Genomic DNA, 13,846 nt, shown 5'->3' with positions numbered 1-13,846 from the left:
CTCATTTTTCTAGTACAAAGGCATAAAAATGGGTATTTTCCCAAGGATTAAGATGAGCAGGGTAAATATCTACGACTAAATGTTTTTGGAAAAATTCTGACATTAAATTACGATCATTAATAAGAGAACGATACAAAGCATGATAATGCTGACCTAATGTTTCAGAATAATCATCTACAAGTACATTTTGGTTGATACCGCATGTATGCTTAATTAATAACTTACCTTTTTCTTTTAGAAGGTCATAGCAGATTTTGTAAAGCTGAGAAACCTCTCTATCATTTAAATAATTTAGAACACCAAAAAGTAATATCAAATCATATTGATTATTATCAGAATAATTAGGAAGATCAGCTGTTTTTTTTATTATTTTTGGTGAATCAATACAAAATTCCAGAAAATAAGCACTTTTGTCTACTGCAATTATTTTACTTACATGCGGTTCTAATGCGTTAGTGATAGCACCTGTGCCGCAACCTAGATCTAATACCTGGTCCTGCGAACAGGTATATTTTAAAATAAAATTTAAATCATAGTGAAGTGCATCATCGTGTTTAAAGTGAGTAGCCAATCTTGGATCTTTTAATTCAGATCGACTCTGCCAAAATTTTTCGATTTTCTCCTTGCTCAACATAGTTTTCCTCGTTGTTTTTTGGGTAAACAGTTCTTAACCAATGTATTGCTCTGTTATAATCCGATAAAGTATCAATCTCTTGTGATTTAATTCTTACTGCGGGCAAAGGTAAGTAAGGGGTAAGCATTTTGTAGATATGTGAATTAGTCGGTTTTATTTTTGAAGCGTGTATTTGCACTAATCCAGTCCATTCATAGGATTTTTTTTTCGTCGTAAATTGAGTGATATATTCTTTATTATTTTTATTTTCAAGTTCGATATAACAAGGTTGATCGGTATTAATTTCAGTATAAGCTAAACATTCCTCGTCAAGTGACAAAAAATACTTAAAATCTTCAGGGTGAACTAATAAATCTCCGTCTAATGAAATGACAAAATTATCAGTATATGCGGCCGCTAAAGCCAAGCTAAAGCCTGTTTTGGTTGAATAATAATCATGATTAAAAACAAATAAGACATCACTTCGTATCGCTAAAACAGTATTTATAACTTCTTGAGCCTCAAAGCCAATGACAATACGCACATCTTTTACCTCTTTAAGCAAGTCTAATTGCCAATGAATTAAAGGTCTCCCTTCTAGGTAAAGCAATGCCTTCGTTCTACCAAGACCTAAACGGCTTCCAAGACCTGCACAATTTAAGACAGCTGTTTTAGAAAATTGCATAAAATTTCCTCGTCAAAAATGACATGCGAAGCCGTCGCCATAACAGAATTTGCCGGTGGATGCACACAACCATAGGCGATGGCTACATCGGCTAAACCCATCATTTCAGCATCATTATGCCCTTCTCCAATAGCGACAAATCGCCTATTGGAAAAATATTTTCTCAATTTTTCAATAACCTGTTTTTTATTTAAAACAGATTTCACACCCTGAATAAAGTCATTTTTATGAATAGCTATGGAAGTATACGAAGAGATTTTCAATTTATCACATAAGGGCTTTACCAACACATCAAGGTTTCCCGTGACAACATAACACCTATCTGCATTGTTTTGCATAAAGCTAACTAGACTTTCGTTAAGTGATACGCTTTCTATAATTTCTTGTATATGGCTGATAGGGATAGATTTTAGTATCTCAACTCTTCGCAAAAAACCTTCTACAAAAGGAATTTCTCCTCGTATACACTGGTAGGTTAACTCTTTGATAGTTTCTTCTAGGTTGAACTTTTTAGCAATAAGTGGCAAAAGTTCACGTCGAGTTAAGGTGCCATCTAAATCGACTAGAAAAATACATCCTGTCATTTATAATCCGATCAAAAAAATAAATACTTTTAATAGCAATTCAATTGCTTAAAATTGTCGATTATATTAAACAACTCGTAATTAACCTGTCAACTAGTAATTGAGGGCAATATTATTTCAAAATTTTAACTAGAGCAAATTGGATTAATTCTTTTACTAGTTAGTTAGAACAGATATACCACTTCTGTAATTAAGCGGTTCATCTGGATTAAAATCTTCTTTTTTTTGCGTTTCCCAAAAACTAGAATTCATAGTAGCGGTAAACTCACTCTCAGATTTAGTTGGACTAGGAAGGCTACTATTGTTCGGATAGAGAGGATTAGAACTGGATTTGAGTTGTTTTGCTTCTAGATTATTAGAATTATCAGCTAACTCAGATTCATCCTCTTTGCGAGTATTAAAATTTTCTATTTCATTAATCAACGCCTTTGTGGCTGTTTTTCTTTTCTGCTGATTCGTATCAGGTTTAAGCATGTTTCCGCTAAAAGAATTAACTCCACAGGCTACGGCTCCTGCAACTGACACAGAAGAACCATCATAAACTAATACAGAATTACCCAGCGCATTGATAGAAAGACCGAGTGTATACCAAATATTAGAGAAAAAAGATTTTGCTCGGCTTAATAAGCTTTTAGAAAGGGGTATACCCATTGCTTGCTGAGTTGCAGTGGATGAAAAAGGTTTTATTAAGGCATTTTTTAATTTGTTAATGGATAAACATATAAAAGCCATTTGCGCAATATAGGCCACAATTCCCATAACGATAGCACCGGTTATTCCAATAAAGATTGATAAATCAACACCAGCAGTGTAACGATAATAGGCTAAACCCGCTAATCCCACCGGGAGCAACACTAACATAATAACTAAACCGACTTTTTCATGGGTCTTTAAATTCTTTAAATTTTTGAACCATTCTATGCAGTTCTTATAGGTATAGTGACTTAATTCTTTTAAATTCATGTTTAAAGCGGCAACTTTTTTTAATAATTCTAGCGAGGCGGTTAGTGTCGCAACCGTCAAAGCAATGCCCACCGCAACCGCTAAAACACCGACAATAATTAATGGCAGAGGCGGCCAGATGATGGCGAGTATGGGTAATAATTTCCCAATTAACCCTAAAATAGTGATATAGGTAAGTGCTGTAGTTCCTGCGCCTACGGTGAGTGAAGCTAATGTCAGTAAGGGTGTTAATAGATATTTGTAAGTTCTAGAAAATTGCTTACGATTCCCATCAATATCAATATATTCACTAATACCTCCTTTTTTTACTAGGTTTAGTATAAAGTCAGGAAAATTCTTAGAAAAAAAGCCAAAATTTGCTGTAAACCCAAATAGCGTAATTAATCCTCCTAAGATGAATGCAGTTATTGACAAGGTGGGAAACAATAAAATAATAGCCGCACCGATTGAGATACCGCACGCTAATGCGGCAATGAATGCCAGCAGGATTCCAGCATATTTGAGGAACTTTTTCTTTTTATTGGATGTTTGAAAAGCGGCAATAGCTTCACCCATTTTTTCTATTTCTTGTCGGTTTAAAGGCGACTCTTCGTTGATACTAAGGCTTCGATAAGCTGCAAATTTATTGAGTTTCTTAATATGAATGGAAATATATTGAATTAATTTTTGTTTATTGTTTAATCTTTTAAAGAAGTTAATACTATTTTTCCATTCAAAATCGATAGCATGAATCTCTTTAGTTTTTTCTTCCTGTTTTATAAAGTTGTTACTTTGCTGACAAAGAATAAATGCCATGGTTTGAAGAGCGATATTGATTGCATAGCGATCGTCTTTATCGAGAGATGATTTATACTTTATCAGTTGACGTAGCTTTTTTCTCTCTTTTTTTTCAGTTTTTGATAAGTTTGACTGTTCTATTTCAAACTCTTCTGAAAGATACGGATCGTCTTTCCATATCATTAAAAAAAGTGCTAGATCCGATAATTTGCTTTTAAGCTCATTAATATAAGTTGGCTCAGTTTTTGTGTTAGACTTTCCGTCGATCACCGTGACCAAAAATTCTTTAAATACAGGATTTGAAGTAAATTTATATTTTTCAGCAGTCTTATTCTTTTCTTGATAAAGTTTAGCATCCCATTCCTTTTTAATCAGACGACCTATACGACGTGAATTACTGAGAAATTGGTGAAAGTTTCTATCCTGTAAATTTCTTAGTGCTGATGCGACATGCGTTTCAAACATAAGACCCCCATTGCATTGATCGATTTAAATTTCCTTCAGCCAAGCACGCTACTTGACTCTTAATTAAGTGTAGCTTCTTGAGCTTAAGATAAAATTAAACCTTTATTAGGAAAGCTTAAGCCTAGAGTATGGATTTAGGTGTTAGAATAAGGAGATAAGCTAGAGTAACTTATATCTCCAACTTTTTTATTAAGGTCTTGTACAATAAGAGGAGGATCGACAGATTTTTGGTGTGGGCAAGTTGATATGGGCAGCTTCGTTTTTGTTATGCGGTAATTGTTTTTCGATTTTACGTTGCTTACCGACAAGCTTTTTTCTCGACTTTGCCTCATCTTTTAACATAATATTCCCTCAAGTTTTTTAAAATTTGTATTCAGATGACGACTTATTTTTTAATAAAAAAATAAAGTCAATAAAATTTAAGCATGTTGCAGAATAAACTACAACCTATTATGTATTTAATTAATAATTGGGTGACTTGATATTTAATTTATAATTAATTAATCACTTCTTTTTTATATCGATACACACTGATCGACGGTAAAAAAGCAACCGATTCGATTTGCTTATCTACACGCATCTTACGATCTTCTACACGCGGCTTACTAAAACAGACGATAGGATTCGGCAATTGCTGATCATGTAAATAAAATAAAGGTAAAGCGGTGCGAATATCTTCATACACAGAGTAATTGTTCTCTTTAAATGCACCAATATTTACTACCCAACCAGGTTTAATAGCGCGATGTTTAATGAGTTTAGTTTGATGAGATAAGGCACTTAATTTTGCTTTTTGTATTTCAATATGTAAGCCCTGCCCTGCTTTGTCGAGTAATTTTTCTGAAGCTTGTTTTGATAATTGTTTACTGGTGGTGTGTTTTCCTTTAGCCCAAGCAATGCGTCGCGGATGATAGTTAATATAAATAATATGCCGAAAAACTTGTTTCAGTTTAATACCTGGATAACCGGCATGCGCCAAGGTGTCACGGACAAATTTAGTGATATCATGTTGCATCGTTTGGTGGCATGTACGTACGAGTTGTTTAAAAGTACTTTTAGCCTGATTAACCTCATCAATAAGCCCTAAAGTTTCTTTCGTGCCGGCGACAACACCTGGACATTTAAAAGTTTCTTGGGGAGATAAACCCTGGGTCGGACTAAAGTTTCCTAGGGCGAAGATAACTTTATCGCGATGGTTAACAAATTCATCGGCGCCATTATCCACCCATAGTGGTAATTCAATGAGCTTGGTTTGAATATGTGACTTACAGCTATCGAGAGTTTGTAATAACGATTTAAAACAGCTAATGAATTGGGGTGCAAAATCTATTAACACATTCCCTCCTTTAAAAAGATTTAGCTAATTAATTATCCCATAACCAAGAAACATATTTTAACTCTAATAATATAATCTAAAATAAACCACTTAACACAATTATTTTTAATCTACTTAAATTGGTTATGGGATAAACTATAGAAACCTTTAATTATCTGATTTTTAAGCTTGATGCTAATTAATTCGAGCCAATTCTTCGATCCGAGAATGACAAAAATCAATAGCTCTAGCCAAGGTTTGTTTGTTAAAGGGTTTAATAAACACCACGTCAGCGCCTAAATATAGGCACTTTTGCTGCATAGGGCCATCAGCATGGGCTGTGGCTACGATAAGTGGTGTTTGTTGGTTGGTGGCGAACTCACGTGTAGCCCGAATGACTAATTCACCGGATTGATCGGGTAAGCCTAAATCTAATATAATAAGATGATAAACATAATGCTCGACACGATCAATTGCTGTTTTTGCATCGCCTGCAATTTCGACTGTGTATCCTAACTCACTGAGACAATGGCTTTGCACCTTTTGACAAAAAATATCATCCTCTATCAATAGAGCGGAACGTTCTTCTAAGGTGGGTTGTTTTTCAAGACTATTCATAAAATCATCCATTAATTTTTAAATTTTATTTTTTTAATGCATACATTACTATCTACCATCAACGAGAATTATAATAAAAAATTAATTTTAATTAATCTTATACTATCGTTGTGAGTCATACTTATTTATTATTTCTAAGCTAATTTACAGTGAATTTATCTTCTTAGGATATATGCTATGTACTTTAAAGATTAGTGTCAAGTCATTCAAACTTTAAAAAAAAATTTTTATTTCGAACTTTAGTTTTTATTATAAAAAATGATAGATAGTTAAGTCTTATCGATATAGACCCACATTTAATTTTTCTGCGCTACCCTCTAGACTTAGCTTTAGGAATCAAGCCACGTTGATTTAACGAATAAAACTGAATTAAGATAGCCACGCAAAATCTGCAAAATAAGTATGAGAAAATTCTTGTTACATTCTTTAACTAAGCACCAATAACACTTTTAAACCAAGCTTTCTAAGCTGAAATGGATAACCTAAAAGATGATAAAACTTATTAATATCACGAAAATTTATAATAGTTTAGGCCCCACTCACCATGCCCTACGCAACATTAATCTGACGATTCGCCAAGGAGAAATATTGGGTATTGTAGGTCAAAGTGGTGCCGGCAAAAGCACACTGGTACGTTGTATCAATCTGTTAGAAAGGCCTAGCCAAGGACAGGTATGGATTAATAATCAAGAATTAACCACACTGCACCCCTCTGATTTACGTTTAGTGCGACGACAGATAGGCATGATATTTCAACAATTCAATTTGCTTGCCGCCAAAACGGTGTATGAAAATATTGCTTTACCGTTAAAATTTGCCCATTGTTCTCAATCAAAAATTCAAGCCGCGATTGAGCCTTTATTAAAACTCACTCGCTTAAGCGACAAGCAAGAGGCTTATCCTGCACAACTTAGCGGCGGACAAAAACAGCGTGTGGCTATTGCACGTGCATTAGCCAGTCAGCCCAAGCTATTACTCTGTGATGAGGCGACATCCGCGCTGGATCCACATACTACGCAAACTATTCTCCAATTATTAAAAGCTATTAATCAGCGTTTAGGAATTACTATCGTATTAATTACTCATCAAATCGATGTCGTAAAAAGTATTTGCGACCGTGTTGCCTTGTTGGATCAAGGATCGATCGTTGAAGTCACCGATATCGTCAGTTTTTTTACAGCACCAAAAACTAACTTAGCCAAAAAATTGGTGAGTTTGTCCTTAAAACATGAGCTCCCTCCTCTATTGCAAAAGCGACTCAATGCGCAAAAAAAACTGGATAGCCATGCCGTACTTAGAATCATATTTCAAGGACAAGCCGCAGCGGAACCTTTAATTGCCCATGTTATGCGTGAAATGGGTATTCATCTGAATATTTTACAAGCTAATATCGAATGTCTAAAAGAAACTATCTTAGGTATTATGGTAGTCGAAGTCATAGGTGATCAGAGTTCTTTACCTCAAGGTATACAATTTTTAATGAATAAAGGACTTTTTGTAGAAGTTATGGGCTATATCAATGAATCTATTGTTTGAGTTACTCACATCCACTGGGGAAACACTCTATATGGTGTTTTTCTCCGGTCTATTGGCTATGCTATTGGGTTTACCTTTAGGCGTATTATTATTTAGTACGCGACAAACTAATTTATTACCCATGCCGTTACTGAACAAAAGTTTATCTTTAATTATTAATATGGCGCGTTCTATTCCGTTTATCATTTTAATGCTAGCCATCATTCCCTTCACGCGCTTATTAGTCGGGACGTCAATAGGGACTAGTGCTACTATCGTACCCTTAACGTTAGCAACCGTACCATTTTTTGCACGCATGATAGAAAATAATCTCAACCAATTACCTTCCGGTTTAATCGAGACAGGAATCGCCATGGGCGCAACCACTTGGCAATTAATCCCAGCTATTTTACTAGCAGAAGCCCTACCGGGGATGGTGGGCACATTAACGACGACCTTCATTACTTTGATTGGCTATTCCGCTATGGCGGGAGCAGTCGGTGGTGGCGGTCTAGGTGATTTGGCCATACGCTATGGTTATCAACGTTTTGATGCCGGAGTGATGATCATGACGATAGTGATCCTCATTGCTCTAGTGCAAGGCATACAGCATCTGGGTGATTATTGGACTAAACGATTAAACCATCGCTAAGTAAAGTCTAAATTACCGTGATCAGCGCCGTAATGTGATGGAGTTAATGCCTTCATTTTCTATGCAGCCCTGCTAAGCTTTTAGCAGCCTATAAACTTTTGAAGTTGTCTCGGAATTATTTAAGATGATAAATAAAATTATTCATTTCACATTAACATGCCTACTGATAAGTAGCTTCTTAAGCTTAAGTGCTTGCCATCATCGTGAAAACCCTAATCAAATTCGTTTAGGGACGATTAGCGGACCAGAAACCGAACTCATGCAAGTTGCTAAACAAGTGGCACAACGAGATTATGGCTTAAAAATAAAACTAATTGAATTCTCTGATTATTCGCTACCCAATCGAGCTTTGAACGACGGCAGTCTCGATGCGAATATGTTTCAACACCAAGCTTATTTAACTAACGAAATTCACAATCGACATTATCCTTTAGTAGTCATCGCTAAATTATTTATTTATCCTATGGCTATCTATTCAGTGAAAATTCAACATTTAAGTGATCTAAAACAACATGCAATAGTCGCTATTCCCAATGATCCAAGTAATGAAGCTCGTGCATTATTGCTACTTAGTCAAGCCGGCTTATTGACACTTGACACACATAAAGACACACTCATGACAGTGGCAGATATCCGACATAATCCTAAACATTTAGAGATCAAAGAACTGGATGCCGCGCAATTACCGCGCGTACTCGCTGATGTAGATTTAGCAGTGATTAATGCTAACTATGCTGCGCTAGCCCATCTCTATCCACAGCAAAATGCGTTGTTCAGTGAAAATAGAAACTCTATTTATGCTAATCTATTGGTGGTCAAAGCAAACAATAAAAACAATCCAAAATTTATTTATTTAATTAAGGCAATCCATTCCTCTGAGGTAATGGCCGCCGCAAATAGATTATTTCATGGTGCAGCCATTCCAGCCTGGAAATAGATGACTCATTAAATTAAACAAGAAAATATAAATGCCGATGGAAAAACACATTAAAGCTATTTTAACTGCACTCGGAGAAGATACGGAACGCGAAGGGTTAAAAAACACACCTTTACGCGTATCTAAATCCTTACGCTATTTAACTAGTGGTTCGCGCGAATCATTAGATGATATTTTAAATGGCGCGGTGTTTCGCTCAACAATGGAAGAAATGATCTTAGTCAAAGATATCGAATTATATTCGCTATGTGAACATCATTTATTGCCTTTTATTGGTGCCTGTCATATTGCCTATATTCCGAACGGGAAAATCATTGGCCTATCAAAAATATCACGTATTATTAATTTTTATGCACGACGTTTACAAATTCAAGAAAATTTAACCCGTCAAATCGCTGATACATTAATGAAAGTACTCGATGCAAAAGGCGTCGCTATTATCATTGAAGCCAAACATCTGTGTATGATGATGCGCGGTGTTGAAAAACAAAAAGCTTCCATGAAAACATCGGTCATGCTGGGTTTATTCCGACAAGATCTACGAACTCGATCTGAATTTTTAAGCTTAATCGGATAAGCTTAACTTTCTCGCTTAATTATTAAAATATTTTAAATAAAAAAAACTGGGGGCATGAGGTAAATAGGGTGGGTCGATCCAATAGGTATCATTAATGCTTTTCAATATTTTTTGTCGATACACAGGATAATTAAACTTGGTTCCGATCAAATAATAAAAAGGGGCTTGTTGGTAATAAAAAGTATGTAATTCCACGCGTTGAAAATAAGGCTTGTAATCATTATAGGCTAGCGGTGTACGTGAAAAAATTAAAAAGTTTTGCTTGTTGAAAGTTTTGAAATTAGTAATTAAATCATCTTCTCGACCGTGATAAGAACCCTTTAAAAATACCGATGCATAACAATGGGTATCATAAAAAAATAAACTCGCATCGGCATAATTAGGACTGGCATAAATAACAGGTTGTGGATATTTTTCTTTCAGAAAGTCATTGATAGGCTTATGATGAAAAAAATAGACGATCTTGTTATAGCTTAAAGCCAGAACATTATGATGTTGTATAGATTTAAGCGGAGTAAACAGTAAACTCGCAATCAATATAAGCTGTATACTGCTCCAATAAATTGTAAATTTTAATAATTTTCTCAGATTTTCAGTACTTAAATACAAACCAGCCCAAACATAAATGAAAGGAATAAAGGCAAGCGGCCAATGTAATCCTATGGGTTTGAAACTACTCAGTACAAAAAAGAATAGCAACGGTATAAAAAAGAAATAAAATATAGCCTGTTGTTTTAATTCCTGTTTAGGAAATTGAGTTACAGCAAATACTAATGGCGGTGTGATAAGATACAGTAAAATTAACAGATATCCGAATAATGTTTTAAGACTAAAACCCATATCATTATTTCGATTGTAAATATTAAATAAAATATTCGACCAATCGTGTTGATAATTCCAATAGATATTCTGTAATACAAAAGGCAATGCGAATAAGACCAATAAACCTAAACCGATGAGACGAGCCCGGTTCGGCGCAATAAAAAGAAAGTACACGACATACGCTAAACCTAATAAACAAGCAAAATATTTTGAAAAAAAAGCCAGACCTAAAAACAAACCACCGAGAGCGAACCAACAACCCTCATCATTCTTCCGTAAAGCTTGTAATACACACATAACGGATAAAAAGGAAAATATAAATAACGGAGTGTCGGTAGTAATGATAATATTGAATAGACTAATCGGTGCAATCATTAATAAGATGCTAGCCATAGCCGCGCGCTCTGGATCTTCTTTTTTTAGATAGAGATAAGTGACGAGACCCAGTATGAGACTCGTAAAGATGGCCGGTAAGCGTAACGTTAAACCATGATGACCGAATTGTAACAATGGATATAAAACAAATCCTATCATCGGTGGATGATCATAACCCCCACCACTGAGGTAAGTACCCCATATGGCATAATAGGCTTCATCTGCGGTAATGGGGATGAACCAGGCTAATAGGAATTTAACCGCAAGTACAGAAAAAAGCGCGAATATAACGCGTGCAACAGGAGAAAAAGAATGTTTCACTATTGTTATTTTTAGTAGATTTTTTAAATAAAAGAAACTGCGCTAATAGTAACCTTAGAGCCGAATAAAAACAAGCGCTGCTTGCTCAAGGGAAAGCACTATAGTAATTAAAAATTTTCCTTTTTAATTTGAGTTGACGGCTTTAAATTTAAAGTCTCAAAATTTTTGTCATGTTTTGGAGAAGACATTTTAATGAAATATATCCTACTGATTTTGTTTGTCGGGTGTGTCGTCTATATTCATCGACGCGGAACAAAACGTTATCCTTTTTGGCGCCAACTTTCTGATCATTCAACTTTTTTTGCGCCGTTGAATGTTTTTATGTACCTGTTTTCAGCGGTGCCCAGCACACCCTATCTGAAGTTGAAAAATTTTCCTGAATTAGAAGTTTTACGTCAAAATTGGCAACTAATTCGTGAAGAAGGCATGACTCTTTTGGCTGCGCAACAAATTAAGGCTTCCGCTGATTACAATGACGCGGGATTTAATTCTTTTTTCAGAACCGGCTGGAAGCGTTTTTATCTGAAATGGTATAACAGCCATCATCCTTCGGCCGGGATTCACTGCCCGAAAACCACTGCGCTATTAAAAACACTGCCTTCAGTTAAAGCGGCTATCTTTGCTGAATTACCTGATAAAAGCCGTTTACCCCGTCATCGCGACCCTTATGCTGGTTCTTTACGCTATCATTTAGGTCTAATGACACCGAATGATGATCGCTGTTATATCAATGTCGACGGCACGCTGTATAGTTGGCGTGATGGTGAAGGTGTCATTTTTGATGAAACCTATATTCATTACGCTGAAAACACCAGCGGTCAAAATCGTTTGATCCTATTTTGCGATATTGAACGACCCCTAAAATATCGTTGGGCACAACAATTTAATTATTTAATGGGGCGTTATTTAATGAGTGCTGCCGCTGCACCGAATGATGAAACCGATGATACCGGCGGCGTGAATCGCATCTTTAAATATGTTTATTTTATTCGTCGCATCGGTAAACGCATTAAAAAATGGAATAAACCCACTTATTATTTGATTAAATGGACTTTATTTGGTGGCATCGCTTCCGCCATCTTTTTTTCATTCTAAGCCGCACTCAATGGTAATGCGGCTTTATAAAGGGTTGTTCAAATTGTAAAAATTGCTGCTCCAATTTCCATTGACTATCTGCTTTTTGACTAGTAGCCAAGAAACGTTGACAACTGAGAAATAACTTATTGGTGCTTAAACTATCTTTACAGCGTGCAACCGGATGTTGGTAATGAGCATCTTGCCATAAACTCGCACCCGGTAAAAAACTATAATAAATAGTATTACGAACTAATTGTTTTAAGATAAAATAAGAAAAATGATAATTGACTACTGCTAACTTAAATTGCTCGGTCAGATTGGTTCTTAATACACCTTCATCATCTGTCGATAAAGCGATGGGCACGTGATACTGTCGATAAAGTAGGATCGGATGCTGTTGACCACTCACGTTTAATATTGCTGCATTACTACTGAGATTGATTTCGACTAATATCTGCTTTCTAGCCATTTCTTGAAGTAATTGTACCGGATGATCTTCATAGCGAATATCCACACCATGACCAATACGATTAGCGTGAGCTACCTCTAAGGCTTCACGAATATGAAAACGTAACCCACTCATCGGAACCAAACCAGGAACCAACTCACCGGCGTGTAAACTAATTTTTACACGGGGATATAAACGATGCAAAAAACCCACCATTCGCATCTGCAAGCGATAATCGCGCATCGATAGCTTTCCATCTTCAGCTTGTACTAAATTAATGCCTACGACACGGGGATCGCGACTCGCTAATTCAAAGCCCGTTAACAACTGTGCAAAAACCTGTGTAGGCGGCTGCTCGCGTAACACTTGATATAAATAACGCAATTTAAAATTTGGACACAACTGCTTTCCAGGTCCATTGAAAAATGCTTGTAAGTGCTTTTGGTAATAATCGAATTGCTTGGAAATATTTAACCCGATAGGAATAACACTACTTTTTAAAAGTTTTTCACGCAAGTGGTTTAAATTATCGTCCCAAGCGAATTGACTTCCTAATAATCCGGAGTTGTTGTCATCTGGCATAATCATCAATTCCAGATACAATAAATTTTCCCGACACGCTCTTTCTACTGCTTCATGCAGCATTTCAGCTCGATGCTTAACTAAAATAGGTAAATATTTTTCAAACGTTGCAAAAAAATGATCATGCCCCGATTCTTTACCTGGTTGAAAATTCCTCATCGACCATGCATCAATAATTTGATTATATAAAATAAAGGATTTTTGCACTTGTGCAATGCGATAAGGGTGTGAACAACTGAGATCTTTTTTTACAGCAAAACTTGTGGCATTGACACATAGATCATCTCGGCTGGCATAGCGCAACATATTTTCCGCCATACTAACACCGCCAAGATGATTATGCAGATCCCCTCCTTTTGGCATAGCGTGCAAAAAAGCGCTTAATTTTTTCGGTTGGTTTTGTATCGAATTAAAATAGGCAGCAGTTGCTTGCTCAGCATCCGTTTCCGCCTTAGCGAGATTACTGCTAAATAGCAACAGGAAAAGAATACATGCGCGCATCATTAAAAACATCCTCTTG

Annotated in this window: 13 protein-coding genes; 5 read left to right on the top strand and 8 right to left on the bottom strand. The window is 35.8% G+C overall.

The features are described 5' to 3' along the window. Position 1 precedes the first annotated feature (1 nt). The 6 genes from ACICP9_RS03145 to ACICP9_RS03120 all read right to left on the bottom strand — a co-directional run bounded on the left by ACICP9_RS03145 (position 2) and on the right by ACICP9_RS03120 (position 6,020). Positions 2-634, bottom strand: a complete 633-nt coding sequence (locus tag ACICP9_RS03145; protein ID WP_395498776.1) for a class I SAM-dependent methyltransferase — start codon at positions 632-634, stop codon at positions 2-4. After that, positions 588-1,298 carry an NTP transferase domain-containing protein gene (locus ACICP9_RS03140; protein ID WP_395498774.1) on the bottom strand — a complete coding sequence of 237 codons (711 nt, stop codon included), beginning with the start codon at positions 1,296-1,298 and terminating at the stop codon, positions 588-590. The genes ACICP9_RS03145 and ACICP9_RS03140 overlap by 47 nt, the downstream gene beginning before the upstream one ends. Continuing rightward, entirely contained in the window at positions 1,271-1,882 is a 612-nt protein-coding gene (locus tag ACICP9_RS03135) for an HAD-IB family phosphatase (protein ID WP_395498772.1), read from the bottom strand. The genes ACICP9_RS03140 and ACICP9_RS03135 overlap by 28 nt, the downstream gene beginning before the upstream one ends. A gap of 156 nt (positions 1,883-2,038) precedes the next feature. Further along, entirely contained in the window at positions 2,039-4,087 is a 2,049-nt protein-coding gene (locus tag ACICP9_RS03130; protein ID WP_395498770.1) for a hypothetical protein, read from the bottom strand. Positions 4,088-4,583: 496 nt separating this feature from the next. Further along, the gene (locus ACICP9_RS03125) at positions 4,584-5,423 is read right to left on the bottom strand and encodes a DNA replication terminus site-binding protein (protein ID WP_395498768.1); all 840 of its coding nucleotides are present in this window, start codon (positions 5,421-5,423) and stop codon (positions 4,584-4,586) included. Positions 5,424-5,597: 174 nt separating this feature from the next. Next, on the bottom strand, positions 5,598-6,020 hold the full coding sequence (locus ACICP9_RS03120) for a response regulator (RefSeq protein ID WP_395498766.1): 423 nt from the start codon (positions 6,018-6,020) through the stop codon (positions 5,598-5,600). A 489-nt stretch (positions 6,021-6,509) separates the two neighbouring features. Between ACICP9_RS03120 and ACICP9_RS03115 the strand changes: the two genes are divergently transcribed. The 4 genes from ACICP9_RS03115 (at position 6,510) to folE (ending at position 9,701) form a co-directional block, all read left to right on the top strand. Further along, positions 6,510-7,556: a methionine ABC transporter ATP-binding protein gene (locus tag ACICP9_RS03115; protein ID WP_395498764.1), complete on the top strand. Its 1,047-nt coding sequence runs from the start codon at positions 6,510-6,512 to the stop codon at positions 7,554-7,556. Further along, on the top strand, positions 7,540-8,187 hold the full coding sequence (locus ACICP9_RS03110; protein WP_395498762.1) for a methionine ABC transporter permease: 648 nt from the start codon (positions 7,540-7,542) through the stop codon (positions 8,185-8,187). Before ACICP9_RS03115 ends, ACICP9_RS03110 begins: the two co-directional genes overlap by 17 nt. Positions 8,188-8,311: 124 nt before the next feature. Further along, the gene (locus ACICP9_RS03105; RefSeq protein WP_395498760.1) at positions 8,312-9,124 is read left to right on the top strand and encodes a MetQ/NlpA family ABC transporter substrate-binding protein; all 813 of its coding nucleotides are present in this window, start codon (positions 8,312-8,314) and stop codon (positions 9,122-9,124) included. Positions 9,125-9,161: 37 nt separating this feature from the next. After that, positions 9,162-9,701, top strand: a complete 540-nt coding sequence (folE, locus tag ACICP9_RS03100) for a GTP cyclohydrolase I FolE (RefSeq protein WP_071662510.1) — start codon at positions 9,162-9,164, stop codon at positions 9,699-9,701. Positions 9,702-9,716: 15 nt separating this feature from the next. Here the strand turns inward: folE and ACICP9_RS03095 are convergent, their stop codons facing one another. After that, complete coding sequence (locus ACICP9_RS03095) at positions 9,717-11,219, bottom strand: ArnT family glycosyltransferase (protein WP_395498758.1); 1,503 nt, start codon at positions 11,217-11,219, stop codon at positions 9,717-9,719. Between the two features lie 192 nt (positions 11,220-11,411). Here ACICP9_RS03095 and lpxO point away from each other — a divergent pair, with 192 nt between their 5' ends. Then, complete coding sequence (gene lpxO / locus ACICP9_RS03090; protein ID WP_395498756.1) at positions 11,412-12,314, top strand: lipid A hydroxylase LpxO; 903 nt, start codon at positions 11,412-11,414, stop codon at positions 12,312-12,314. A gap of 7 nt (positions 12,315-12,321) precedes the next feature. Here lpxO and ACICP9_RS03085 read toward each other — a convergent pair whose 3' ends face one another. Further along, the gene (locus tag ACICP9_RS03085; protein WP_395498754.1) at positions 12,322-13,830 is read right to left on the bottom strand and encodes an adenosine deaminase; all 1,509 of its coding nucleotides are present in this window, start codon (positions 13,828-13,830) and stop codon (positions 12,322-12,324) included. Positions 13,831-13,846 lie beyond the last annotated feature (16 nt).

The sequence above is a fragment of the Rickettsiella endosymbiont of Litargus connexus genome, assembly GCF_964277335.1.
Classification (GTDB): Bacteria; Pseudomonadota; Gammaproteobacteria; order Diplorickettsiales; family Diplorickettsiaceae; genus Aquirickettsiella; species Aquirickettsiella isopodorum.
This window is presented reverse-complemented; position numbering and strand designations above follow the sequence as displayed.

Coding starts and splice junctions, on each gene's coding strand:
- folE (WP_071662510.1), top strand. CDS start 9,162: ATGGAAAAACACATTAAAGCTATTTTAACTGCACTCGGAGAAGATACG.
- ACICP9_RS03140 (WP_395498774.1), bottom strand. CDS start 1,298: ATGCAATTTTCTAAAACAGCTGTCTTAAATTGTGCAGGTCTTGGAAGC.
- ACICP9_RS03135 (WP_395498772.1), bottom strand. CDS start 1,882: ATGACAGGATGTATTTTTCTAGTCGATTTAGATGGCACCTTAACTCGA.
- ACICP9_RS03130 (WP_395498770.1), bottom strand. CDS start 4,087: ATGTTTGAAACGCATGTCGCATCAGCACTAAGAAATTTACAGGATAGA.
- ACICP9_RS03120 (WP_395498766.1), bottom strand. CDS start 6,020: ATGAATAGTCTTGAAAAACAACCCACCTTAGAAGAACGTTCCGCTCTA.
- ACICP9_RS03110 (WP_395498762.1), top strand. CDS start 7,540: ATGAATCTATTGTTTGAGTTACTCACATCCACTGGGGAAACACTCTAT.
- ACICP9_RS03105 (WP_395498760.1), top strand. CDS start 8,312: ATGATAAATAAAATTATTCATTTCACATTAACATGCCTACTGATAAGT.
- ACICP9_RS03115 (WP_395498764.1), top strand. CDS start 6,510: ATGATAAAACTTATTAATATCACGAAAATTTATAATAGTTTAGGCCCC.
- lpxO (WP_395498756.1), top strand. CDS start 11,412: ATGAAATATATCCTACTGATTTTGTTTGTCGGGTGTGTCGTCTATATT.
- ACICP9_RS03085 (WP_395498754.1), bottom strand. CDS start 13,830: ATGATGCGCGCATGTATTCTTTTCCTGTTGCTATTTAGCAGTAATCTC.
- ACICP9_RS03145 (WP_395498776.1), bottom strand. CDS start 634: ATGTTGAGCAAGGAGAAAATCGAAAAATTTTGGCAGAGTCGATCTGAA.